This is a genomic window from Dyadobacter sp. CY326 (assembly GCF_021390515.1).
Classification (GTDB): domain Bacteria; phylum Bacteroidota; class Bacteroidia; order Cytophagales; family Spirosomataceae; genus Dyadobacter.
This window is the reverse complement of record NZ_JAJUXI010000003.1, coordinates 474,247-497,253: the sequence shown is the minus strand read 5'-3', so window position 1 is coordinate 497,253 and position 23,007 is coordinate 474,247. Positions and strand designations below refer to the sequence as shown.

At 46.5% G+C, this 23,007-nt stretch carries 24 protein-coding genes; 12 read left to right on the top strand and 12 right to left on the bottom strand.

Annotated elements, in window-relative coordinates; all coding sequences use genetic code 11:
* Positions 1-42: 42 nt before the first annotated feature.
* Positions 43-522: an ankyrin repeat domain-containing protein gene (locus LZG73_RS06540; RefSeq protein ID WP_233847017.1), complete on the bottom strand. Its 480-nt coding sequence runs from the start codon at positions 520-522 to the stop codon at positions 43-45.
* A 126-nt stretch (positions 523-648) separates the two neighbouring features.
* Between LZG73_RS06540 and LZG73_RS06535 the strand changes: the two genes are divergently transcribed.
* Positions 649-2,415, top strand: coding sequence for an alpha-amylase family protein (locus LZG73_RS06535; RefSeq protein WP_233847016.1), 1,767 nt, complete (start codon positions 649-651; stop codon positions 2,413-2,415).
* Between the two features lie 16 nt (positions 2,416-2,431).
* Complete coding sequence (locus LZG73_RS06530; protein WP_233847015.1) at positions 2,432-2,680, top strand: hypothetical protein; 249 nt, start codon at positions 2,432-2,434, stop codon at positions 2,678-2,680.
* Here the strand turns inward: LZG73_RS06530 and LZG73_RS06525 are convergent.
* From LZG73_RS06525 to LZG73_RS06515, 3 genes are read right to left on the bottom strand one after another with little or no spacing between them, the layout of a single operon-like run.
* Positions 2,646-3,653 (bottom strand): glycosyltransferase family 9 protein, encoded by a 1,008-nt coding sequence (locus LZG73_RS06525; RefSeq protein WP_233847014.1) that lies wholly within the window; start codon positions 3,651-3,653, stop codon positions 2,646-2,648. The two genes, LZG73_RS06530 and LZG73_RS06525, sit on opposite strands and share 35 nt — an antisense overlap.
* Positions 3,650-4,636 carry a glycosyltransferase family 2 protein gene (locus tag LZG73_RS06520; protein ID WP_233847013.1) on the bottom strand — a complete coding sequence of 329 codons (987 nt, stop codon included), beginning with the start codon at positions 4,634-4,636 and terminating at the stop codon, positions 3,650-3,652. Before LZG73_RS06520 ends, LZG73_RS06525 begins: the two co-directional genes overlap by 4 nt.
* Positions 4,633-6,348: a carbamoyltransferase C-terminal domain-containing protein gene (locus LZG73_RS06515; RefSeq protein WP_233847012.1), complete on the bottom strand. Its 1,716-nt coding sequence runs from the start codon at positions 6,346-6,348 to the stop codon at positions 4,633-4,635. Before LZG73_RS06515 ends, LZG73_RS06520 begins: the two co-directional genes overlap by 4 nt.
* Before the next feature lie 156 nt (positions 6,349-6,504).
* Here LZG73_RS06515 and LZG73_RS06510 point away from each other — a divergent pair, with 156 nt between their 5' ends.
* From LZG73_RS06510 to LZG73_RS06495, 4 genes are read left to right on the top strand one after another with little or no spacing between them, the layout of a single operon-like run.
* Positions 6,505-7,596, top strand: coding sequence for a glycosyltransferase family 4 protein (locus tag LZG73_RS06510; RefSeq protein ID WP_233847011.1), 1,092 nt, complete (start codon positions 6,505-6,507; stop codon positions 7,594-7,596).
* Entirely contained in the window at positions 7,568-8,893 is a 1,326-nt protein-coding gene (locus LZG73_RS06505) for a glycosyltransferase family 1 protein (RefSeq protein ID WP_233847010.1), read from the top strand. Before LZG73_RS06510 ends, LZG73_RS06505 begins: the two co-directional genes overlap by 29 nt.
* Positions 8,880-9,455 carry an HAD-IIIA family hydrolase gene (locus tag LZG73_RS06500; protein WP_233847009.1) on the top strand — a complete coding sequence of 192 codons (576 nt, stop codon included), beginning with the start codon at positions 8,880-8,882 and terminating at the stop codon, positions 9,453-9,455. Before LZG73_RS06505 ends, LZG73_RS06500 begins: the two co-directional genes overlap by 14 nt.
* A complete protein-coding gene (locus LZG73_RS06495) occupies positions 9,448-10,527 on the top strand; it encodes a glycosyltransferase family 9 protein (RefSeq protein WP_233847008.1) in 1,080 nt (359 codons plus the stop codon). The genes LZG73_RS06500 and LZG73_RS06495 overlap by 8 nt, the downstream gene beginning before the upstream one ends.
* Positions 10,528-10,551: 24 nt before the next feature.
* On the opposite strand, the gene LZG73_RS06490 is transcribed toward LZG73_RS06495, so the two are convergent.
* Positions 10,552-12,129: an FAD-dependent oxidoreductase gene (locus tag LZG73_RS06490; RefSeq protein ID WP_233847006.1), complete on the bottom strand. Its 1,578-nt coding sequence runs from the start codon at positions 12,127-12,129 to the stop codon at positions 10,552-10,554.
* Positions 12,130-12,253: 124 nt separating this feature from the next.
* On the opposite strand from LZG73_RS06490, the gene LZG73_RS06485 reads away from it, so the two are divergent.
* From LZG73_RS06485 to LZG73_RS06470, 4 genes are all read left to right on the top strand, one after another.
* Positions 12,254-13,495, top strand: a complete 1,242-nt coding sequence (locus LZG73_RS06485) for a sorbosone dehydrogenase family protein (RefSeq protein WP_233847004.1) — start codon at positions 12,254-12,256, stop codon at positions 13,493-13,495.
* A 178-nt stretch (positions 13,496-13,673) separates the two neighbouring features.
* Complete coding sequence (locus tag LZG73_RS06480) at positions 13,674-14,684, top strand: AraC family transcriptional regulator (RefSeq protein ID WP_233847002.1); 1,011 nt, start codon at positions 13,674-13,676, stop codon at positions 14,682-14,684.
* 113 nt (positions 14,685-14,797) lie between these two features.
* Complete coding sequence (locus LZG73_RS06475; protein WP_233847001.1) at positions 14,798-15,760, top strand: c-type cytochrome; 963 nt, start codon at positions 14,798-14,800, stop codon at positions 15,758-15,760.
* Positions 15,761-15,936: 176 nt separating this feature from the next.
* On the top strand, positions 15,937-16,869 hold the full coding sequence (locus LZG73_RS06470) for a bestrophin family protein (protein ID WP_233846999.1): 933 nt from the start codon (positions 15,937-15,939) through the stop codon (positions 16,867-16,869).
* On the opposite strand, the gene LZG73_RS06465 is transcribed toward LZG73_RS06470, so the two are convergent.
* Complete coding sequence (locus LZG73_RS06465; RefSeq protein WP_233846997.1) at positions 16,866-17,444, bottom strand: YdeI family protein; 579 nt, start codon at positions 17,442-17,444, stop codon at positions 16,866-16,868. The two genes, LZG73_RS06470 and LZG73_RS06465, sit on opposite strands and share 4 nt — an antisense overlap.
* Positions 17,445-17,547: 103 nt before the next feature.
* On the opposite strand from LZG73_RS06465, the gene LZG73_RS06460 reads away from it, so the two are divergent.
* Complete coding sequence (locus LZG73_RS06460) at positions 17,548-18,210, top strand: NAD(P)H-binding protein (RefSeq protein ID WP_233846995.1); 663 nt, start codon at positions 17,548-17,550, stop codon at positions 18,208-18,210.
* Positions 18,211-18,234: 24 nt separating this feature from the next.
* Here the strand turns inward: LZG73_RS06460 and LZG73_RS06455 are convergent, their stop codons facing one another.
* From LZG73_RS06455 to LZG73_RS06440, 4 genes are read right to left on the bottom strand one after another with little or no spacing between them, the layout of a single operon-like run.
* Complete coding sequence (locus LZG73_RS06455; RefSeq protein ID WP_233847550.1) at positions 18,235-18,801, bottom strand: DUF4256 domain-containing protein; 567 nt, start codon at positions 18,799-18,801, stop codon at positions 18,235-18,237.
* A 25-nt stretch (positions 18,802-18,826) separates the two neighbouring features.
* Positions 18,827-19,213, bottom strand: coding sequence for a DoxX family protein (locus LZG73_RS06450; RefSeq protein WP_233846993.1), 387 nt, complete (start codon positions 19,211-19,213; stop codon positions 18,827-18,829).
* A gap of 6 nt (positions 19,214-19,219) precedes the next feature.
* Positions 19,220-19,687: an SRPBCC domain-containing protein gene (locus LZG73_RS06445; RefSeq protein WP_233846991.1), complete on the bottom strand. Its 468-nt coding sequence runs from the start codon at positions 19,685-19,687 to the stop codon at positions 19,220-19,222.
* A 6-nt stretch (positions 19,688-19,693) separates the two neighbouring features.
* Positions 19,694-20,017 (bottom strand): helix-turn-helix transcriptional regulator, encoded by a 324-nt coding sequence (locus tag LZG73_RS06440; RefSeq protein WP_233846989.1) that lies wholly within the window; start codon positions 20,015-20,017, stop codon positions 19,694-19,696.
* A 204-nt stretch (positions 20,018-20,221) separates the two neighbouring features.
* Between LZG73_RS06440 and LZG73_RS06435 the strand changes: the two genes are divergently transcribed.
* Complete coding sequence (locus tag LZG73_RS06435; protein WP_233846988.1) at positions 20,222-20,494, top strand: DUF2892 domain-containing protein; 273 nt, start codon at positions 20,222-20,224, stop codon at positions 20,492-20,494.
* Positions 20,495-20,658: 164 nt separating this feature from the next.
* Here LZG73_RS06435 and LZG73_RS06430 read toward each other — a convergent pair whose 3' ends face one another.
* Complete coding sequence (locus LZG73_RS06430; protein ID WP_233846986.1) at positions 20,659-21,072, bottom strand: globin domain-containing protein; 414 nt, start codon at positions 21,070-21,072, stop codon at positions 20,659-20,661.
* Between the two features lie 156 nt (positions 21,073-21,228).
* Positions 21,229-23,004: a tetratricopeptide repeat protein gene (locus LZG73_RS06425; RefSeq protein ID WP_233846985.1), complete on the bottom strand. Its 1,776-nt coding sequence runs from the start codon at positions 23,002-23,004 to the stop codon at positions 21,229-21,231.
* Positions 23,005-23,007: the final 3 nt, after the last annotated feature.

Here is a 23,007-nt window from a genome sequence, read left to right as displayed (position 1 = left end):
TTGACCTCGCTCTTTGTATGTTGTCAGTTTTTAAGAATGATATTAAGCAAAATTGTCGATAAGCTCGACAGCTTCGTCATTGCCTTGCTGGATAGCCAAATCCGTGACCGACAACCCGCGCACATCCACAATTTCCCGGTCAGCTCCGTGCGCAAGTAACAATTTTACAAGCTCATTGCGACCAAACATGGCCGCAAACATCAAAGCAGTTCCGCCATTGCCGTGCTGCATGTTCAGGTCGGCGCCATTGTCAATGAGCAGTTGGGCTATTTCCGGATAACCTTTGAAACTGACGCCCATCAAGGCTGTATTTCCTCCGAAATCAAACGCGTTAACAGCCGCTCCGTTGTCCAGTAATGTTTTTGCGGCTTCAATTTTGTTGTTATAACACGCGATGATCAGCGGCGTGTAACCTTTTTCATCCCGGACATCGACGTGCGTTCCCCGGCTAAGCAGTTCCTGAATAACCTCGACATTGCCCACTCGGGCAGCGTGAATCAGGACGTGGTCATAGTTTTCCATTCAATTAAGTTCGTGTTAATGCTTTCATACGCACCGAAACAATGCGGTTAAGGGGATAAGCTTAAAAATTGTTCCACTATACGCGCGGCACAATCTTTTACAAGCTCCGCCGAACATTCAAATGCTATGACGAAAATACCTAACCTGAGTTTCACAATGCCAGTTATCATGCTGTGCACCAGATCGTTTATGTTGTTAATCACATTCCTGACAGGATTTTCAATGTCTGGTTTGGCTCAGGACAAGCTTGCCAGCGTGGATCTTAAAAATCATTTCTGGTATAAAAACGCGGTCATTTACAATCTTGAAGTCAGTGCTTTCAAAGACAGTGACGGCGACGGGCGGGGCGATTTTACAGGCTTGACCCAAAAGCTGGATTATCTGAGCGCATTGGGTGTGGACGCGATCTGGCTGGCGCCCTTTCAGCCTTCGCCGGGACAGGATGACGGATACGATGTTGCTGATTTTTATGCTGTTGACAAACGACTCGGCACGGGCGGCGACTTTGCGGAATTTGTCAATCAGGCGCAAATTAGAGGCATTCGGGTCATAATGGATCTCGTCATTAACCACACTTCCACACAACACCAGTGGTTTCAGGAGGCACGCAAAAGCAAAACTTCAAAATATCATGACTGGTATATCTGGTCCGATAAATTGCCCAAAGATTACAAGGTCGGGATGGTGTTTCCGGGTTATCAGGAGGCGGTTTGGAGCATGGATTCGGTGAGCGGACAATATTACTATCATCGATTTTATCAATTTCAGCCGGATTTGAATTACGCCAATCCTGAGGTCGTTAGGGAAGCGCAGAAAATCATTGGTTTCTGGCTTAATCAGGGCATTTCAGGTTTCAGGCTCGACGCGGTTCCGTTCATCATTGAAATTCCGAAAGGACCGGGCAATAACCCGAAACTCGACTACAAATTTTTAACTGACATCCGGCAATTTGCGCAGTCGCGCAAGGCTGATGTAGTCATTTTGGGAGAAGCTAATGTGGTTCCCGAAGAAAACCTGAATTACTTTGGCAAGGGCGGCGAGGGGATTCAAATGATGTTTAATTTTTATGTGAATCAATTTCTGTTTTACGCGTTGGCAAGCGGGAAACTGGAACCATTTAAGAAAGCTCTTGTTGAAACACAAATCATTCCGGATGCGTCGCAATGGGCACATTTTCTGCGCAATCACGATGAGGTGGATCTGGGGCGACTGACTGAAAAGCAGCGCAATGAAGTTTTTGAGAAATTTGGCCCGGATAAGAACATGCAGTTGTATGATCGTGGCATTCGCAGGCGGTTGTCGACCATGCTGGGGAATGATCGCAAACACATTGAACTGGCTTACAGTCTTTTGTTTTCGCTTCCCGGAACTGCTGTTATCCGTTATGGCGACGAGCTGGGAATGGGCGACGATCTGAGGTTACAGGAACGCATTTCCGTGCGAACGCCCATGCAATGGACTTCTGATAAAAACGCGGGTTTCACCACGGCCGACACAGCATTTCGCCCGGTGATCGATTTTGGTGAACATGATTATAAAAAGATCAATGTTGCTGCACAGACGCGCGATTCCAGCTCACTGCTCAGCTGGACCACGACGCTGATCCGCATGCGGAAAGCTTGCCCGGAGATTGGTTTGGGTGATTACACAGTGCTAGACACCGGCTCGCCTGATGTGCTGGGGCTTCGATATGAGCACAACGGCAAGTCCGTCGTGATCCTGCACAATTTCAGCGATCAACCGCAGCAGACCAACTTCTCGGTTAAAGGCGCTGACATTTTGTATGATCTGATCAACAATGATGATAAAAAACCCGTGGCTGGAAAATATAACGTTTCATTGAAAGGCTATGGTTACCAATGGTTTCGCGTAAACCAGCTGATTCCAAATTAATGAACTTGAAAACACTATGAAGATCGGGGAAAAGTTATTGAAAAAGCTGAGCAAGAAATATCTTGCGGATCATATGATCACGATGAAATTTGAGCGGTATGACATTAGTTTTAAAACAGATGAAGAAGGAAATCCAATCCTGCTTTTCATCGGAACATTAGGCGAGGATGGCATGATTAAAGGCGAACGCTTTGTCCGAAAAATCGTAAAAGATCAAAAAGGCGTTGTGATTAAAGACCACTGGGACGCAAGGGGGAAGACCTGAGTAAGGTGTGCATGGAAGCCATTACGGCATCAAAATCCTGTGTTTTTGTCCAGTCAACCGTTGTGTGCAGTGACTTATTCAAAGGACCCCAGCGCTCGGGCTCTCCGTCCATGCTAATGACAATGCTGGGCGTGCGCACGGCTGACGCAATGTGGGAAACGCCGGTACAATTGCTGATAAGCAATCCCGCGTCTTTGATAAGTTGCCCGATTTCGCCCAGTCCCGTTTTGCCGGTAAGGTCAATGGCGGGATAATCCATCTGCTCAACAACCTGACTGGTTACGTTGGCTTCGTCCTTAGTTCCCGTCACAATGACCTGGTAACCCAATCCCGCGCATTCATCCGCAAGGCAAGCGAAATGCGAAGGCGGCCACTGGCGCCACGTGCCGCGCGAACCCGGGTGCACGCATATGTAACGACCTTTTTCCAAATAAGGATTGGTTTCATATAAATGGCTGCTTTCCGCAGCTTCGATCGGAAATTCAAGCTCGTTTCCTTCGGGCTTAATGCCCAGGTTGGCCAGCATTAACAAATGCCGGTCGATCTCTGAAATGCCATTGGGATATTCTAAAAACAGCTCATTATCCCTGTAATTGCCCGAACTGTGAAATCCGGCAACGTAACCCGCCCGCAGGTTTTCAAGCATATCATTGACAACGCTGCCATTGCCTTGCATTTGTAAAATCAAATCGAATTGCTCCGAACGCATTTGCTCCCCAAAATTATCCCACGCCTGCTGGTCGAAAGGCTGCTCGGGCAAATCGTAATAACCTGGGAAGTGGATAAAGCGATCGACATATTTTGAAAAGCGTTCTTGAAATGATAAAGCCCACGGCAAGCCAAGCAATGTAATCTCGGCATCCGGATAACTGCTCCTTAATGCGCGCAATGCAGGCACAACGCACAGCATGTCACCAAGTTGCAAAGCCCTGAAAACGGCGATTTTGTGGGTGGTTTCGACCGGGAATTTCATAGGAAGAACACTTTATAACGCAATGCCCCGCGGAGCGTCCAGTAAACAGAAAGATATGGAATAACAAGCGATGTGATAATCATTTCGGCGCGGTGCGAAAATGAGACGTCGGTTCCTTTTAATCTCTTGATAATGAATGAGACAACAGCAATTGCCCAAACCACAAATGCCGCAATCACCAGCGCTTTGGCATGGATAATAAGTCCCACAAAGGCAAGAAGCGTCGCGGCGATAATCGAGTAATAATTCCAGACGGGACCGGATGCGATCTTGCTGCGGTATAAATCCGGGTGTTTTTTAAAAAGCAATGCATTGAACATGCTTTTCTGCTGGTCCCGGATGCTGGTGCCCCAAGACGCGGCGCGCGCGGGGTGGCAGACCAATGCTTCACGCACATGCACGATGGGCAATTGCTCTTTCAATAATTTGAATTGCAGTTCGGAATCTTCCCGCCATGCAATGGGAAAGTCTTCATCAAATCCACCGACAAGTTCCAATGCAGCGCGGGAGCAGGCGCAATTGGCAGTTATAAACTCAGCCGTTGAGAGATGTGCAACATTCTTTTGGTAATCTGTGGGCCTTTCCGGAACGGGCACTTCCACTTTTCCTGTAAAACCAATGAGCAGTTTCCCGCGCAAGTGAAAGGCAGACCAGTAAGCATCCAGCCAGGATGAAGCCGGAATGCAGTCGTCGTCCGTGAAAACGATCAGTTCGCCCGCGGATTTTCTCCAACCCAGATTACGCGCTGCGGCTGGCCCGCGCTTGGCTGGCAATGGATGATATTTTAACGGAAAATCAGGAAAGTTTTGATTGAATTCGAGCATAAGTGACTCCGTTACGGGATCGGGTCCATCGGAAATGACAAGCACTTCAAAGGAGCAATCCGGACAAATTTGCTGTCGGATCGCTTCCAGGCACCGCCGCAGAAGCTCCGGCCGCCGATATGTTGGAATTACTACACTCAATTTCGCTTTATCCATCATTTTTGAAGAATAAAAGAGTTGATAATCAATGCATCAAATGGCGAAGTCCAGAAACATTCAATGGCGTCCCTCGGTGAACATACAATAGGCTCGCCGCGTGTGTTGAATGATGTATTGACCAAGACAGGAACACCGGTAAGCGCTTTAAACTCTTTGATCAGCTCATAATAATGCGGATGTTGTTGTGCATTAATGGTCTGGACGCGTGCCGTGCCGTCGGTGTGGCGCACTGCCGGAATGCGGTCGGCCTTATCATCTTTTACAGGATATACAAAAAGCATAAATGGCGAAACGGTTGCATTCTCAAACCAATCCGCCGCGTCCTCTTCCAGTACAACCGGCGCCACTGGTCTGAAATCCTCCCTATCCTTAATGTCATTCAGCCTTGCCTGCATATCCGGATGGATAGGAGAGGCCAGGATAGACCTGCTTCCTAAGGAGCGTGGTCCGAATTCCATTCTGCCTTGATACCAGGCAATGACTTTGTTTTCGGCTAGGATCGCTGCGGTTTCTTTGGCAACGTCAGTAAGTTTTTTATAAGGGGTTTTTGCCCAAATCATGAATTTTTCAATCTCCTCATCCGTGTACTCCGGCCCCCAGTAAACGTGATCCATCTGTGCGGTGTAACGCGCGTCTGCATGATTGGCATTGAGTTGAACATCAAGCCATTGTGCTGCTCCCAGTGCCGTCCCCGCATCGCCTGCGGCTGGCTGCACCCAGATGTTTTTGAACGGACCTTTATCACGGATTACTGCATTCATGACGCAGTTAAGCGCCACGCCACCTGCCATGCAAAGGTTTTCCGATTGCGTTTCGTGATGCAGCCAGGTCGCCAGTTTCAGAACGGTTTCTTCCAATGCTTTTTGCAATGAATGCGCAATGTCGTGATGCAGCTGATCAAAGGGGTCTTCCTTCGTGCGGCTTGGTCCCCACCATTGTTCCGGATCAAATTCATCAATTGTATATTGTCCGTTGTCCTGCACATGGATTACCGAACGGAAATCTTCCAGGTAAACAGGCTGGCCGTAAGAAGCCAGCGCCATCACTTTGTATTCATCCGATGAGTGCAGGAAACCCAAGTAAGTCGTTATTTTTTCATAAAGCATGCCGAGCGAATGTGGCATGTCAACAGTTGCAAGCTGTTTCAGCGAATTTCCATTTCCCAGAAAGTAACCCGTCGTCGCTTTTTCACCGCGACCGTCCAGTGTCATCACCGCTGCATTGTCATAAGGCGACGGGAAAAATGCGCTGGCGGCGTGGGCAATGTGGTGATTTACAAATTCCCACTTTTCGGTAATGTTTCCGGCATCAGCAAATCGTTTTTGCAAATGATGCGGATAACCGTCACGCAATTGCTCGGGCGCCTTGCGGATGTAGTTTAAAAAAATCGTGTCCCAGCCATTATAAATATCGGAAGCAACAAGCACTTCGGAGTTTGACAACAAATCATCTTCGTAAACAGACCCCTCATTTACACCTTCCGGATCAAAGGAATAAGCAACGCGATCGACATCTTTTAATGTAATGCCCGCAGTTTTGAGACAATAATCAATGGCGTGAAAGGGCAATTCCCATGTTGAAAAAGGAACAGGTCGTTTGCCATGTTTGATGTGTGTAAATCTTTCTTCCTCCGCGGCAGCGATAATTTTTCCGTCTTTAACAAGGGCGGCGGCAGAATCGTGAAATGCTGCGTTGATTCCTAAAATATACATAGGCCGTGAATTGAAGTTTAAAATGCAGCGAGGCCTGTACAAGTATTGTGCCAGTTGGGCGATGTGTATATTCTTCCATGCATGTATTTTTGTGTAAAAAGTCCGTATACGTCTGGTTTAGAGACGGTTGCTTCAAAGTAGAGAAGCGTTTCGTAAATGCCTAATAATCAGGGAAGCGGTTTGTTCGCAATGGCACCGTTTTTTACTAGGGGCCGTCTGGTCCATGCAAAACGCAGCATTATGAATGAAACGATTGATACGAAACAAAGGCTTAGGATTTTCACCTGGCACATCCACGGAAGTTATCTGTATTATCTTTCACAAGGCAATTACGACATCTTCATTCCGACTACGGAAAGCAAAACAGAGGGTTATTACGGTCGCGGGACAACGTTTCCTTTTGGCTTGAATGTAATTGAAGTTCCGGCGCAGGAAGTTCGTAACATGCAGTTTGATTGCATTTTGTTTCAATCCGAGCGAAACTTTCTCATTGACCAACATGAAGTGCTGGCGGATTGGCAAAAATCTTTACCCAGTGTTTATGTCGAGCATAACACACCAGAAAAACATCCGACCAACACCCGCCACGTCCTGAATGACCCGACGGTAACATTGGTCCATGTGACGCATTTTAACAAACTCATGTGGGATAGCACCGGGCTGCCAAATGTCCGTGTGATTGAGCATGGCGTGTGCATTCCGCAGGTGGCTTACCAGGGGGATATTGCTAAGGGAATTGTCGTGATCAACCACATTCAGCAGCGTGGCCGCATTACTGGCTGGGATGTGTTTGAAGAGGTGAGGAAGCACGTGCCGCTGGACCTGGTGGGCATGGGCACATTGGAATCGGGCGGGTTAGGAGAAGTGCTCAATCCGCAGCTGCCCGAATTTATCAGTCATTACCGCTTCTTTTTTAACCCGATCCGTTACACAAGCTTCGGCCTGGCTGTTTGCGAGGCCATGATGACGGGCATGCCGGTGGTTGCCATGGCGACAACGGAATATGTAACAGTGATCAAAAACGGCGAGTCGGGCTTCATCGATACGAACATCAACAAACTAATTGACGATATGAATCTGCTGATCCAAAACCACGATCTGGCGAAGCGAATGGGCGAAAATGCAAAGCAGCTTGCTTTGGACAAATTCGGCATTAACCGCTTTACCGCAGAATGGGAAGGTGTTTTCAGGGAGACTATCCAACTAAATGTCAACAACCATGAAAAAGCAAATAGCATTTATCAGTGAGCACGCATCTCCACTGGCCGTACTGGGTGGGGTTGACAGCGGAGGCCAGAACGTGTATGTGGCCGAAATCTGCAAGTCACTGGCAAAGCTGGGCTATGTAATTGACATTTTCACGAGGAAGGATAATGAAGAACTGCCGCAGATCGTGTCGTGGTTGCCCAATATCCGGGTCATTCATATAGATGCTGGTCCTGCAAAAGCGGTGGCAAAAGAGATGCTGCTGGGTTACATGGACGAGTTTACAAGAAGCATGATCCGTTTTATCAGAAGCAACAATGTTCAATATGACCTTGTCCATGCTAACTTTTTTATGTCCGGACTGGTCGCGTCACGCATTAAAAGCCGCCTCGGCATTCCGTATGTGATCACTTTTCATGCTTTGGGCAAGATCCGAATGATCCATCAGAAAGAGAAGGATGCATTCCCGGCTGCGCGACTGGACATTGAGCAAATGATTGTAGACGATGCAGATTATTTGATCGCAGAATGTCCGCAGGATCGCGAGGATCTGATTGATTATTACCATGCTGATCCGAGTCGCATCAGCATCATTCCGTGCGGTTTCAGTTCAAACGAATTTTACCCGGCTTCAAAGGCTGGGGCAAGGCGCAAACTGGGCTTGCAAAAAGATGAGTTGATATTGCTTCAACTGGGCCGGGTCGTTCCGCGAAAAGGGATCGACAATGTCATCCGGGCCATGCATTATCTGAAAGATATTCCAAAAATAAAGCTCCTCGTGGTTGGCGGATCAACAGACAAGCCAGATTTTGACAATGATCCAGAATTACGAAGATTAAGAGACATCGCGCAGAAAGAAGGCGTTGCGACGGCAGTTGAGTTTGTTGGCAGACGCAACAGGCAGGAGCTGCGACATTATTATCAGGCGGCGGATTTCTTCATTTCTACACCCTGGTACGAGCCCTTCGGCATTACTCCTTTGGAAGCCATGGCATGCGGCACGCCCGTGATCGGCTCTGATGTCGGCGGCATCAAATACACCGTTGAGCACGCAAAAACGGGCTTTCTTGTTCCCCCGCACAATCCGGAAGCGCTTGCTAATGCATTCAAGGAAGGGATATCTTGCCCCGAAAAATATAAGGATCTCTGCGAGAATGCGCTGCGCAGGGTTAATGAGAATTTTACGTGGGATTTTGTGGCTAAAAAAGCGCATCATCTTTACGCACGCGTAACAGGGCGCAGTTATCCCGGACGCGTTTACTTGCTGCACGTGAAGGGTTTGCGCAGGAATGCTTTGAAAAATTACCGGTCAAGCGCCCTCACTTATGCAGTCTCCTGATTTGTCAAAAGCAGTTTTTCTGGACAAAGACGGCACATTGATCATTGATGTGCCGTATAATGCTGATCCGGAAAAGGTGCGGTTTGAAAAGGGAGTTTTCGAAGGATTGGCTGCCTTACAAGCAAATGGTTTTAAGCTGGTTATCATTTCCAATCAACCTGGATTGGCATTAGGAAAATTCACGCAAGCAGCGCTGGATCAACTGATTGTCTTCTTTGAAGAAGTTTTCAGGGAAAATGACCTCGTCCTATCCGGATTTTATTACTGCCCGCATCTGCCAACTGCTGGGGAGGCGTTATGCAATTGCCGCAAGCCCAAACCGGGAATGTTGCTGCAAGCGGCTTATGATCTGCACATCGATTTAAAAAAGTCGTGGATGATCGGTGACATTTTGAATGATGTGGAAGCGGGCAAGCGCGCGGGCTGCCAATCGATTTTGATCAATAATGGGAATGAAACGGAATGGTTGCCAGGAACTTACCGTGAGCCAGATTTTACGTCGACTGACTTTTTCGGAGCAGCTGAGTTTATTTTGGAGAAAGCCAATGTTCGCCATGTCTGAGCCGAGCGGATATAAAAATATCCTGTGCATCCGGGCCGATAACATGGGCGATGTAATCATGGCTTCACCTGCAATGCGCGCATTGAAAAACACATTTCACAGCAACATTACATTGCTGACTTCGAAGGCCGGCGCAATCATTGCACCATATCTTGATTGTGTGGACGAGCTGATGATTTGCAATTTACCTTGGGTGCAAAGCACTGGTTCTCAAAGCGGAGAGCTCCTTTTGCTCGCCGAGGAAATCCGTCAAAGAAAGTTTGATGCGGTGATCATTTTCACTGTTTACAGCCAAAGTTCGCTCCCCGCTGCAATGCTTGCCTACATGGCCGACATACCAGTTCGCGTCGCTTATGCGCGTGAAAATCCATATCAATTGTCAACACACTGGATTCCCGATCCTGAACCTTACGACACAATCCGTCATCAGGTCACGCGCGACCTGGCCTTAGTTGAACATTTGGGAGCTCGGATTTCGGATCAGCAATTTCACTTGAAAAGCAATAATGCAGAACAGAAATCTTGTCAAAAACTACTGAATGATTTGGGAATTAGTTTAAACAAACCTTACATCATGCTGCATCCGGGTGTTTCTGAGCTGAAACGCGAATATCCGGCTGATCAGTGGATTGAGATTGGAAAGGCCATCATTCAAAAATACAATGTGCCCATTCTGGTTTCGGGGGCGACCTCTGAGCATGAACTTGCAGAAATGATTGCGAACGGCATTGGGACCGGCGCCCTTTCTGTTGCAGGCCGTTTTTCAATAGGGGAATTTATCTTTTTGTTAAAAAATGCTCAGGCATTGATTTCGGTCAACACGGGCACGATTCACATTGCGGCTGCAACGCAAACGCCTCAGGTTGTGCTTTATGCGCAGACTAATCCCCAGCATACGCCATGGAATTCACCGCATCGGATCATTGAATATTCCGTCCCGAAATCTTTACGAAGCAAAAACGCGATCATCAGGCACGTGACGGAAAAGCTGTATGCGGAGGAAATCGCATTTCCAGCTCCTGCGGAAGTTTTAATGGCGTTGGATAGTCTTTTGGAAGAGGCCCGGCGGTAAGATAACCGCCGGGCCCACAGCATTTTATTTTTCTTCTGCTGTGTGAATATCAATTTGTTTCAATGCAATTCTAGGCGGTCCTGTAAGCACATTCCCGCTTGTATCAAACCTGCCGCCGTGGCAAGGGCAATCCCAGCTCTTTTCTGAATTATTCCATTGCACGATGCAACCCGTATGCGTGCAAACCGGATCCAGAGCTTTCACATTGCCCGATAAGTCTTTGTAAATGGCCAGTTTCTGATCCTTGTAATCGAAAATCTCACCTGTTCCGTTTGGAATTTGGGAAATTGATTCGATCTCTTCAATGCCGAATCTGTCTGTAATGAAACGGCTTGCGACGTCCGCATTCTCTTTAATGGCTTCTTTGAATCCGGCGATGGGTTTGATGCGCGAAGGCTTGTAAAGATCTTCATAAGCACTTTCACCTTTTGCAATGATATCACTGATTACTATGGCCGAAACTGTTCCCAAAATCATCCCGTTTCCATTGAAGCCTGTGGCTGCGTAAATGCCATTTGCAACGCCTGGCATCTGTCCAATGTAAGGCAATCCATCCGCAGGAACATAATATTGTGACGACCATTTGGTAAGCACACTTTTCACCGAGTAACATTCTTTGGTGTAATTGACAAGGTCTGCAAATGACTGTTCCGGATCTCCGTGGGCGGTTTTGTGATCGTGTCCGCCTGATATCAGGTATTTTTTTCCATCAATAACATGCGTCCGGAAATAGTGATATGGCTCTTGCATGTCGTACACGAGTCCGTCCGGATAATCCTTTTCATCCGTCAGCTCAACGGCGACAACATAGCTGCGGTAAGGCGCATTCCTGAAATGCAGGACATTGACTCCTCCGGGCGGAATGTGGGTTGCATACACAACATTTTTTCCCTTAATCTCTCTGTCTTTGGATTTGGCAATGTGGTAACCGTCCTCAGTTTTGATTTCGTCAATCAATGTTTTTTCGACAACTGCTCCGCCCAACCTCACGAATTCTGCGAGCAATGCATTAATGTATTTTAGAGGATGAAATTGCGCTTGTTTGTCAAAAACGACGGCTTTTTTATAAACAACCGGCGCCGGTGCATGTTCAGTGGTTTTTACGCTGACGCCTACACGAAGCGCGCTTTCATATAAATCGGTGAGCTCCTCCGCCTGAGCATCTGTTTCAGCATACACATAGCCGTTTTTCCACTCAAAATCACAATCAATATTGTAAGTCCTGACAAGTTCTGCGATCAGACTGACCGAATCTGTGATGGAATCTGCGAATTGCTGGGATGCTTTTGGGCTAAAATCCTTTTCAACATCCGCATAAGTGGTGTCCGCAAAAGTGTTGATGTGCGCAGTAGTGCCGCCCGTTGTGCCATAACCGGGATTATGCGCCTCCACGATCACGCAATTTTGTCCGGCACGCTGCAAGAGCAACGCAGTCGTGACCCCGGTGATCCCGGCTCCAACAATGACCGAATCATAAACCGTGTCGGCATTGAAAAATCCGTTATCGGTCTCTTTTTTGGCGTTCAGCTGCCATACGCTCTTGTTTTCGCCATCGCGGTCAATCTGCGCGGCATTCGTATTGTCGTTTGTGATGATTTCCATAATGTTCAAATTTCTTTGCCGTTTGGGGTATAAAATCGTACCAAATGCTGGAACAGGATTTGTATGCTGCCCGCACTTTCCCGAAAGGGATTTCATCAACATTCAAGAAATTAATCCAACGCTTATGAAAAAGTTTCACCCAGTTTCCATGACTGCCGCATTGACGGCTGCATTTTTGTTTACCTCGTCGCTGTTAATCACCAGCTGCAAAGATGGCGACGACGATTTTTGGGATACGTTGATTCCAGAAACAGATGAAGAACCAACGCAGGCGGAGATAGAAAATTTCGTTTTTTATCCTGCCGTACAACCCGCAAATGAAGCGAATGTTGCCCAGTTGAGGGTTCCAGCTGGTTTTACGATTAACAAATTTGCAGAAGGCGTGGGCAGACCAAGAATCCTGGCCGTCAACACCAATGGAAATGTCTACGTATCCGACCGGGAAGCCGGCATCGTGATCATGCTGATTGACGCAAATAAGGATGGAATCGCCGAAGACAAGAAAACCGTGGCGACCATTAAGCAGGTGCATGGCCTTTACATCTATAACAATAAAATGTACATGGTTGCTGTAAACGAAGTGTACGAAGCGGATATGAATGCTGACGGCACTTTGAGCCAACCCCGCATGTTGATTAGCGACCTGCCCGACGGCGGTCAGCATCCCAATCGCACCATTGCTTTTGGTCCCGATAAAAAAATGTATCTGACGGTCGGCAGCACTTGTAATTCATGCCCTGAACCAAATCCTGAAAACGCGACCATCCTGCGTGCAGAAGAAGATGGCTCAAACCGGAAGGTTTTTGCAAAAGGCTTGCGTAACACGATCGGTTTTGGCTGGCATCCCGAAACGAGCGAGCTCTGGGGAATGGACCACGGCATTGACTGGCTGGGCGATGATGAGCAGAAAGAGGAAGTGAACCAGATCAAGCAAAACGCGGATTATGGCTGGCCTTACATTTATGGAGAAGGAAAATACAATCCTGGCGACCGTCCGGAAGGTGACACGACTTACCAGCAATATTTGCAAAAAACAACATTGCCCACGCTCACTTATCAAGCACACGCCGCTCCGATGAGCATGGCTTTTTATACGGCTTCAATGTTTCCGGGAGAGTATAAAAATGATGCGTTTGTGGCCATGCGTGGGTCGTGGAACAGAAGCTCGCCCGTGGGTTACAGGATCGTCCGGATGCACTTTGAAAATGGAAAGCCTGTCCGCTTCGACGACTTCGTGACGGGATTTATTGTCAATAATAACCGCGCCCACTTTGGCCGACTCGTAGGCGTGGCCGTTCATACGGACGGTTCATTGCTGTTCACTGATGACACAAATGGTGTCGTTTACAGGGTTTCATACCAATGATTTGAGTTAGATTGCGCTTTATTTTATATTTTTAGGAGTTTGATCTATGGTGCAAATCCATTTGTCAAACTCCTATTTTTTGAATGTACTTTTAATACTTTTTATATTTTTCAATTTTAATATAAGTATTATTTGTAAAATATGTTTGTTCAAAGCGCCCTCGCCATTTTATGTTCGCATGTATAGCACCATTCGTGTTTTAAGAAATATCATTTATGCAGCTTCCGCGAAGGGCGGCAATGTGTCCAGGCTTTGCAATGCCCTTGGCATTGAGCCATCGGACCTCGCCGATGCCGATAGAAAAGTGGAAGATGTGAACGCCGTGATCAAACTTTGGGAAGAAGTTATTGCTGCAACCGGTGACCACGCATTTGGGTTGCATATGGGACAGGAAAACAATCCGGGCGTGCTGGGACTGCTGGGTTATCTCATGCAAAGCTGTCCAACAATTAAGGATGCTTTTGCTGAGATTGTAAAATATCAGCAGACGATTTCGGGCTGGATTTCCTATGATTTTCATGCTGGAAAAGAATCTGAAATTGTGTTTGGAGTGAGCCCTTTATGGAGCCAGATTTCTCCCGAAACGGCCCGCCACGGACTTGAAACAGCCATTTCCGGCTCATTGGCTTACATTCGGATCTTCACCGGCGAACGCATCTATCCAATTCGTGCGGAACTGGCTTACAGTAGTCCGGTGCCAAAAGCAGATTATGAACGTGTATTGCAATGTCAGATTACGTTTGGTGGCAAGCGTAATGTGCTGTATTTCCCAAAAGAATTTGCGGAATTTCCGCTCGTGAGTTATGATGAATCACTTTATATGTCTTTTGCCGAAATCCTCCGGACCAAACATGCCGTTATCATGCAGCAAGCGCAATTTGCAGAGCAGGTCAGGCAGGCGATTATCAAAGACTTTTATGGGAAAATGCCTCCGTTAGAAGTCATAGCCGCGCATATGAATGTCAGCGAGCGTTCATTTCAGCGCAAGTTGCAACAGGAAGATGAAAGTTACCGGTCTGTCGGCGCTAAAATAAAGCAGGAATTAGCATTCAACTTATTGAAAAACACAAACGCCACCATGCATGCCATTTCCGAAGTGCTTGGCTACACCGAGCCCAGCGCCTTTCACCGCGCATTCAAAAGCTGGACCCAAACGAGTCCTGCGCAGAAAAAACGCAGTTTTGACTGAGACAACGCTGCATAAGTTGGCGCAAACTGCTATTTCATTGGCGTAATGTGTTAGCTTCCCGGCGACGCAATTGTGCTTGTTTTGCTTCCGAATCAAGCACAAATCTTTTAGCCATGAAAAAATTCGTCAGGAGGTTTTCCAAAGTCTTTGGAGCATTAGCAATCGTCATTTCCATATTTTTAATTTATGTGCAAGCCACTTACAAACAGCAATTTGAAGTGCCCGTAACCGGGATCAAAGCCAGCAAAGACTCGGCAGTGATCGCGCGCGGAGAATACATTGTCATGGGTCCCGGACATTGCTGGAATTGCCACGCACCCGACGGCGAGACCAGTTTACAAACGGGAACAAAACTCGGACTTATTGGCGGGCATGAGCTCAAATTGCCTTTTGGAGAACTTTACACGCCGAACCTCACACCCGACACGCTCACGGGAATAGGAGGGTTCAGCGATGAAATGCTGGCACGGGCCATCCGCTATTCCGTAAAGCATGACAATGCTGCGCTTATTCCTTTTATGAGCTATAACACCATGAGCGACAGCGACATCCGTTCCGTTATTTCTTATTTACGAACCATTAAGCCGGTCAGGAACAAGGTGAAGGAAAACAGCCTGAACATTGTCGGCAAAATGGTGCTGCGCTTCATTATCAAGCCAGTTTATCCTGAAACAACACCCAAAACACATCTGGAACCGGACACAAGCGCGGCATATGGGCAATATTTGGCGACTTCGGTCGGGAATTGTGTGGGATGCCACACCAATCGGGATAAAAATACGGGGGATTTTATCGGTGCCAAGTTCGCAGGCGGTTATCAGACCAATGCAAAGGGCGGCACATTTACAACGCCAAACCTGACTCCCGATGAAAAAACCGGCGCCATCGTAAAGTGGAAACCCACCGATTTTACACACAGATTTCGGGCCGGCGCTATCTATTCTGAAACGCCGATGCCGTGGAAAGCTTATCAACGATTCAGTGACAATGATTTGAAAGCGCTTTACTATTTTTTCAATTCACTGGAACCGGTCCAAAACAAGACGGTGACATTTCAAACCGCCCGCGCGGAATAGTGTGAAGCTTGAATTTTCAAGATTTTACAAACAGATCATATTAAGCCGATTAGTCAGGTCGGGCAGGTTATTGGAAAAAGCTGTATTTTAACGGCTTCACTTCTATCATAGCTGTTTTTGAGATGTATGTAAATCGCTATTTGTCCCCGCTTATCGTTTATTTTTATTCTTGGCGAATGGTTCTGTTTTCCATTGCAACAGGTTCCATTGCCATCTTTGTTTACAGTTATCTCGGGTGGACCTGGGTTGCAATTCCCTGGTTGCCAGTGTCGTTAGTCGGAACGGCCACTGCTTTTTTTGTTGGTTTTAAAAACAATCAATCGTACGACCGCAGCTGGGAAGCGCGGAAAATATGGGGAAGCATTACGAATCACAGCCGATCTTTCGGCGCAGCATTGCGGGCTTTCACTGTTAATGATGAGGAGGGGAATGATGACGTGCGGATTATGCTACATCGTCATATTGCATGGCTTTATGCATTAAAAAACGCAATGGCCCAGCGAACCGCCTGGGAACATAAAGACCGGGCCAGTGAACGTCAGCGTGCAGCTTTGCAACGCGCTCAGAATCCTTGTGAACAGGAGATTGAAAAACATCTTGCTGCTAGTGAATTGGCTGCATTGAAGATGAAGAAGAATCTGGCGACCCAGATTCTGGACCGGCAGTCGCAGCATTTGAGCAAGCTGCGGGAAGCGGGCAGGGTGGACCCTTATCAGCATGTTGCGTTACAAGACTTGATATCAAGCCTTTATGACGAGCAGGGAAAGAGTGAAAGGATCAAAAACACGCCATTTCCGCGTCAGTATGCCACGACCTCCAACCTCTTTATTTTTGTATTCATGACGCTGTTGCCATTTGGATTGCTTCCGCAATTTGTCGAGTTGGGCGAGAAATACATGTTGTTGCTAATTCCCTTCAACCTGATCGTTTCCTGGGTTTTTATGTTCATGGAATATGTTGGCGATATCAGTGAAAACCCGTTTGAAGGGCTTCTGAATGATGTTCCAACGGCAACCATTGTCCGCAACATTGAAATTGATCTCATGGATATGCTGAGCGATGAAACTGTTCCCGATCGCTTTCAGCCTACAAGCGGGATTTTGTTTTAAACTTTGACCCGCACATTTTCAGCTGCCTTTTCGACGGTTTGGACAATGCGCTGCGTGCGCGTTTCCGGCCGTTTGGCGGCTGAGATCCAGGTCAGGATCAGTCTTTTGGCAGATGGCGGAAAGGCCTGGAAGTTTTTGAATGCAGTTTCGTTTTTATCAAATAATTCCTGCAAATCGGAGGGGATAATGGTGTTTTCTGCATCATTCAAAGCGTCCCAGGTTCCTGTTTGCATGGCTAGGTCAATGAGTTTTTGGCCCGCTGGCATCATTAATCCGGCAGCGGTCAGGCGTGCGACGCGCTCTTTGTTGACGCCGCTCCATTTGCCCGTTGCTTTTCTCGGCGTGAACATGAGATAGCTGCTTTCTTCATCGCGTTTGAGTGATTTCGAATCAATCCAGCCAAAGCATAATGCTTCTTCGATGGACTCTGCATAGTAAATGCTAGGTGTTTTGCTGGTTTTGTGATAAATGATCAGCCAGACTGCTTTTTCGGTCGCGCCATTTTGTGCAAGCCAGTTGCGCCATGCTGCGCGGGATGCTGCGTAAAAAGCTTTGATATCGTTTTTTGTTTCCATGGTCATCTAAATATCAGCAAGTAAATGCTGCAAGCCAAACAAGCGGCATGATTTGTATATTGCAGTTTATCAATTTGATTATCAACATTTAAAAGAGCTCGATATGCAAGGGAAAAAAGCCATTTTGTTTGGAGCAAGCGGCTTCGTCGGCGCTTATTTGCTCGAAGGTCTGCTGAATGATCCTGATTATGCACAGGTCACAATTGTGGTCAGGAAAAACCTGAATGTGTCTCATCCAAAACTCAAAACGCTGATCGGCGACTATCAATCCTTGCCTGCATTGAAAAATGAAATCGTTGCGGATGAAGTTTTTATAGCGCTTGGAACGACAAAAAAGAATACGCCGGATGAGAAAATGTATTATCAGGTTGATCACGATTATCCTGTTTTAGCTGCGCAAATTGGCAAAGAAAGGGGAGCGAAATCTGTGTTTCTGGTGTCTGCTGTGGGTCCTAATCCTGATTCCAGTATTTTTTATATCCGGACAAAAGGCGAAACGGAACGTGACATTATCGCGCTTGATCTGCCCCACACGCATATTTTCAGGCCATCGATGATCATGGGCAATCGCAAGGAAAGCCGGTCGATGGAAAAGACATTCATCAATATTTTCTCTGTTATCAATCCGCTGCTCCTCGGTGGTTTGAAAAAATACCGGGGCATTGAGGGAAAAGACATTGCCAAGGCAATGATCGCAGCAGCAAAGAAACCGGCTGATAAAGTAAAAATTTACGAATGGGAAGAAATGGTCGCGGAGTTAAGGTGATTCGATAAAGAAAATGTTACCAAATCAAACCCTTAGTGAACCGCGAAAACCTCTTGCGGCATAATAAGAATCGGCTCCATTGTGGTAAATGAACACGCGCCCGAAACGACGATCACCAAAGATCGCACCGCCGGATTTCCTGACATCGGCAGGCGTTTTCAACCAACTGGACGTTTTCAAATCAAAATTTCCAAGTTGCTGCAATTCCTGATATTCGTCTTCGGTCAAGAGCTCAATGCCCATTTCCTCGGCTTTGTGCATTGCGCTGTTTGCAGGCTTGTTGGCTTTTCGCGCTTCTAATGCAGTGTGGTCATAGCAAAAACTTCTGCGGTCTTTTGGGCTTTCGGGTGCACAGTCGAAGAAAATAAATTCATTGCTTTTTGCATCATAACCAACCACATCTGGCTCGCCACCAGTTACTTCCATCTCATCCAAAGTCCATAGTTTGTCTGAATCTGCTTCTAGCTTCGCCTGCACTTTGTCCCATTCCAAACCTTTGTGGCGGCTCATATTTTTCTCAAAGCGTGTTTTCAATGTTTTAAGAAGCTCTTCGCTTTGCTCGGAGGATAGCTTGCCTTTGTTTTTGCTCATGATGTCTTTGTTATTTTCAATGTGTTTAGAAAGAAGTTGTAACATTTAGTTTGCGCGTTTCTGGCCTGAAATACCAGGAAACAATGGTCAGGACGAGCAGCAACGACGGCCCGAAAAGCGCTTTGGCGTCGTCACCAGTGGCCAGATGGGAGAAAATGGCGCCCGTCATGGCGAAGAAAAATCCCGCGTAAGTCCATTCTTTCAGTAAAGCAAATTTGGGGATCAGTATAACGATGACGCCAAGGATTTTCCAGACACCAATGATGGTCAGAAAATAAAGCGGATAGCCTAGCCGCGTCATCATGGCCACTTCTTCGTCCATTTTGATGAGCTGCACAATCCCCGTTGACGTCATTCCCAATGCCAGCCAGATCGTCGCAATCCAATAAATGATTTTGTTTCGCTTTGTCATGATCGTTTATTTTATGTTTCCCAAAATCTCTTGAATGCGGTTGTGTGCCATATTGATTCCTTGTGCGAAAGGCAGTTGCAGCATTTGATCCCGGTCGGAGGGCGATTTATAGATGATTTGCATGGTCAGTTTGCTTGTGTCATCGGTGATTTTTTCAAATTCCAGGAATTCGAGCTGAATAGGAAAAGGGGTGTTTTCCATTTCGAATGTTCGGGTAATCTTCTGGTTTTCAACAAACTCGGCATACACACCATTTGCCAGAAACACAACATTCCCCTGCGGATCGGACGTCTCGAACTGGTAACTGCCGTGCTTTCGGTTTTCGAGTTTCAGCACTTTTGTCCCCATCCATTGCGCAATGATCTCGGGGTCAATGTAAGCCTTGAAAAGCAGCTCCAAGGGCAGGTCAAATTCTCTGGTAATCACCAAGTCCTGCTTGCCATTTTCGGCATCGATTTTGGTTTTTCTCTCCATCGGGTTCTATTTTTCGGGTTTGTATTGCTTCATAATTGCTTCCAATTTATTGAAACGGTCATCCCACATGTTGCGGAACGGCTCGATAAAATCCGCCACCTCTTTCATTTTCTTCGCGTTGATATGGTAATAAATCTCCCTGCCGTTTTGCTGTTGTCCAAGCAGTTCACATTCCGTAAGTATTTGTAAATGTTTGGAAACCGTCGGCCGGGCCGTGTCAAAATTCGCAGCAATAGCGCCCGCCGTCATGGCCTGCGAAGTAACCAGCAAGAGAATCGCCCTCCGCGTAGGGTCCGCAATCGCCTGAAATACATCTCGTCTCAAATTCATCTTTCTCTCAATTTTCTCAACCCGTAGTCATTTGGCTACGAATATATGTGTAGTTATTTAACTACGCAAATTTGTTGAGGGAATTTTCGTGTTGTCAGCCTTGTCACAGGGCTGTGCATGATTTAATTAAGACAACATTCCCTGCACGTTTGGTATGATTATTTATCACGACCATCAAAATCACATATAATTAATACCAATGTTATGAATATGGAACCTACGATCGAAAAAATTAAAGAGAAGGTGCAAGGCGCTACGGATACGGTTATTGAAAACCAGAATGTGGGCAACTCGGAACGAATTATTTCTGGCATTGCCGGCATCGTGCTGACTTTGTACGGATTGAAAAGAAAAGATACAATGCTTGGCAAAGGACTTTCTATCGTTGGCGGAATGCTGATTTCGAGAGCAACGTCTGGCTTTTGCCCGGTTAATAAAGCAGTAGGAAGAAACAGCTTTGCAGGCGCACTTGCTTAAATAAGACAAGCAGTTGTTTGGCAAATTGTTTTTTGCTCAAATAAAAAGGGATTGAAATGCAGCTTCATGCTATTTCAATCCCTTTTTATTTGTCGGCTCGTGCATGTTAACTGACGTCGCACCTGTTAACATTCAGCAATTTCGTTTTCAACAAAGCCTCAAAGCTAAGTCAGTTCGGCTGCGGCCTTGATCATGGAGGTTGACCAAAGGGCGTACAATCTTGTCCAGGCGTCCTCTGTTTCTGCATTCCACGCTTCGTCCAGAATGGTTTTGAGCGTGGTAATCAACACTTTCCCAACCAGTGCATAATGCTCAGGTTCGACTCCATAGTGCACGTGGCGTTTTCCCATTGCCTCTATTTCTGATTGAATGTCATCAATCGTTTGCAAATGCATGACCATATAAGTGATCATGGCGCTGAATTTGGAATGCTGATTTTCCATATCTGATTTGAACATGGGGATCAGATACGGCGCTGTTGTAAAAAGTTGTTTATAAAAAACTTCACCCGGATTATCAGGCTGGGCAATGACCTGACTCCAAGAATTTTTAATGATAAGCATGTCGCGATTGTTCATGGCTGCTGGCGAAAATTGTGAGAGTAAAACATAAGCCAAACTTATGGGCGTTGCGGCTTTCGTCCTATTTTTTTAGGTATACAAAAAGTAACACACCTTCATTTATTTTATTCCAAGGCGCGTTTTTGGACATATTAACGGCCCAACGCGTCTTTTTTAGATCGTCATCAGATAATCTGTCAAATTGCTCTCTTCGGGCAGGTTGAGTTTTTTGCGGAGACGATGTCTTGCCGTTTTAACGCTGTCAGGCGCAATGTTTAGCAAAGTTGCCGACTCTTTCAGGTTCAGGTTAAGGCGGATCAACGCGGCTAAGCGGAGCTCTCCACTGCTCAGGTCCGGATATTCTTTTTTCAGTTTTGTAAAGAAGTCCTTGTGCACGCCTTCGAAATACATTTTGAACTCATCCCAATCCTTATCCAAACTAAAACTGTAATCGATCAGATTGACAAGGCGGCTGAAAAGTGGAGAATGTTCCTCTGCTGTGCGGGTTTTCAATGCAAGTGAAATCGTCTGCCGGATATCTTCCAGGATGCTGTTTTTTTGAATCAAGTTCAATGTGTGCGTCGTCAATGCCTTGTTTCGGAATTCGAGCTCGGTGATCAGCTGCTGCTCTTTTTCGAGGCGATTTTGCAATTCAATTTGCGCCAATGCACGCTGCGCAGCATGCAACTCACGATCTGAACGCACTTTGGAACGCTGCCGGTTAAATGCAAGACCCAAAATTCCCAATCCGCAGACCAGCGCGATTGCCAGCATATTCCTGTGCGCATAACCCAGATCTTTCTCATGTTGAAGCAGTTCAATCTCGTGCTGCTTGTTTTCACTCTCATAATGCACGCGCAGGTTCATGATCTTGGCAGCATTCTCTGCATTAAAAATCGAATCTTTCAGCGTGCTCGCAAGTTGCTGGAAATGATAGGCATTGGCGAAATCCCTGCGGTCGCCGTAAACTGTTGCCAGACCTTGATAAGACTGCTGCAACGCCGGCCTGGTGCCTATTTCGAGTGCAAGCGTTTTTGCTTTTTCAAAATTTTCGATGGCCTTATTCTGCAAATGAAGTTGCGTGTAAACCTGACCCAGGCCGTTATACGAAGTCACCATAAGGCGTTTGCTCTGGAATTGCTCGTTGATGGTCAGTGCTTTTTCGTACCGCAGCTTTGCTTCTTCATAGTTCTGTTTTTGTAAATAAATCTCGCCCAGATTGTTCAGACAAATGATCTGTCCATTGCTGTCCTTGAAACTTTCGAAAATGGCCAGCGCCCGGTTGCCACTGCTGATGGCTGCGTCGTATTTTTTTTGTTTTGTGTAAATGCTGGCAATGTTAATCAATGATCCCGCAGTCGATTTCTGGTCTCCGAGCGCGGTCCAAATGCCCATTGCCTGCTTGTAGGAGGTTAATGCTTCCTCAAAATTCTTTTGATTTTTATGCACATTACCAATGCTGTTAATGTTGTTCGCCATCCGTTTTTTGTCGCCCAACGCTTTGAATATGGCCAGCGATTGCTGATAATTGTCGAGTGCGAGGCCGTAATTTCCCTGTTCGCCATGGATCATTCCAATGTTTGTGAGCGCCCTGCCATATCCCACCTGATCCCCTAATTCTTTGTAAATGCTTTTGCTCTGCTCGTAAAAGGCCTTTGCTTTGGGATATTCGTTTTTTTGCCAATAATAAATCCCGATGCCCTGATAGCTTTTTGCCTCGCCTCGTCTGTATTTGATTTTCTTGGCTAATGCGAGGGCTTGATCGTTGTAAGTCAATGTCTTAGCAGGGTCATTCGACCAGTATTCAATGCCAATGTCCACCATCAGGTTGACTTTTGTTGTGTCTTCCGATGCTTGTTTAAGGGCATTTTCGAGACTGTCAATTTTAGGGGATTGTGCAAATAGGGAGGTTGTAAAAAAAGAAAGCAATGCAATGATACTAATTTTCATACA

Bases quoted from the DNA above. Each gene is read 5' to 3' on its own strand.
- LZG73_RS06540 (WP_233847017.1), bottom strand. From the start codon at position 522: ATGGAAAACTATGACCACGTCCTGATTCACGCTGCCCGAGTGGGCAAT.
- LZG73_RS06535 (WP_233847016.1), top strand. From the start codon at position 649: ATGACGAAAATACCTAACCTGAGTTTCACAATGCCAGTTATCATGCTG.
- LZG73_RS06530 (WP_233847015.1), top strand. From the start codon at position 2,432: ATGAAGATCGGGGAAAAGTTATTGAAAAAGCTGAGCAAGAAATATCTT.
- LZG73_RS06525 (WP_233847014.1), bottom strand. From the start codon at position 3,653: ATGAAATTCCCGGTCGAAACCACCCACAAAATCGCCGTTTTCAGGGCT.
- LZG73_RS06520 (WP_233847013.1), bottom strand. From the start codon at position 4,636: ATGATGGATAAAGCGAAATTGAGTGTAGTAATTCCAACATATCGGCGG.
- LZG73_RS06515 (WP_233847012.1), bottom strand. From the start codon at position 6,348: ATGTATATTTTAGGAATCAACGCAGCATTTCACGATTCTGCCGCCGCC.
- LZG73_RS06510 (WP_233847011.1), top strand. From the start codon at position 6,505: ATGCCTAATAATCAGGGAAGCGGTTTGTTCGCAATGGCACCGTTTTTT.
- LZG73_RS06505 (WP_233847010.1), top strand. From the start codon at position 7,568: ATGAAAAAGCAAATAGCATTTATCAGTGAGCACGCATCTCCACTGGCC.
- LZG73_RS06500 (WP_233847009.1), top strand. From the start codon at position 8,880: ATGCAGTCTCCTGATTTGTCAAAAGCAGTTTTTCTGGACAAAGACGGC.
- LZG73_RS06495 (WP_233847008.1), top strand. From the start codon at position 9,448: ATGTCTGAGCCGAGCGGATATAAAAATATCCTGTGCATCCGGGCCGAT.
- LZG73_RS06490 (WP_233847006.1), bottom strand. From the start codon at position 12,129: ATGGAAATCATCACAAACGACAATACGAATGCCGCGCAGATTGACCGC.
- LZG73_RS06485 (WP_233847004.1), top strand. From the start codon at position 12,254: ATGAAAAAGTTTCACCCAGTTTCCATGACTGCCGCATTGACGGCTGCA.
- LZG73_RS06480 (WP_233847002.1), top strand. From the start codon at position 13,674: ATGTATAGCACCATTCGTGTTTTAAGAAATATCATTTATGCAGCTTCC.
- LZG73_RS06475 (WP_233847001.1), top strand. From the start codon at position 14,798: ATGAAAAAATTCGTCAGGAGGTTTTCCAAAGTCTTTGGAGCATTAGCA.
- LZG73_RS06470 (WP_233846999.1), top strand. From the start codon at position 15,937: ATGGTTCTGTTTTCCATTGCAACAGGTTCCATTGCCATCTTTGTTTAC.
- LZG73_RS06465 (WP_233846997.1), bottom strand. From the start codon at position 17,444: ATGGAAACAAAAAACGATATCAAAGCTTTTTACGCAGCATCCCGCGCA.
- LZG73_RS06460 (WP_233846995.1), top strand. From the start codon at position 17,548: ATGCAAGGGAAAAAAGCCATTTTGTTTGGAGCAAGCGGCTTCGTCGGC.
- LZG73_RS06455 (WP_233847550.1), bottom strand. From the start codon at position 18,801: ATGAGCAAAAACAAAGGCAAGCTATCCTCCGAGCAAAGCGAAGAGCTT.
- LZG73_RS06450 (WP_233846993.1), bottom strand. From the start codon at position 19,213: ATGACAAAGCGAAACAAAATCATTTATTGGATTGCGACGATCTGGCTG.
- LZG73_RS06445 (WP_233846991.1), bottom strand. From the start codon at position 19,687: ATGGAGAGAAAAACCAAAATCGATGCCGAAAATGGCAAGCAGGACTTG.
- LZG73_RS06440 (WP_233846989.1), bottom strand. From the start codon at position 20,017: ATGAATTTGAGACGAGATGTATTTCAGGCGATTGCGGACCCTACGCGG.
- LZG73_RS06435 (WP_233846988.1), top strand. From the start codon at position 20,222: ATGAATATGGAACCTACGATCGAAAAAATTAAAGAGAAGGTGCAAGGC.
- LZG73_RS06430 (WP_233846986.1), bottom strand. From the start codon at position 21,072: ATGAACAATCGCGACATGCTTATCATTAAAAATTCTTGGAGTCAGGTC.
- LZG73_RS06425 (WP_233846985.1), bottom strand. From the start codon at position 23,004: ATGAAAATTAGTATCATTGCATTGCTTTCTTTTTTTACAACCTCCCTA.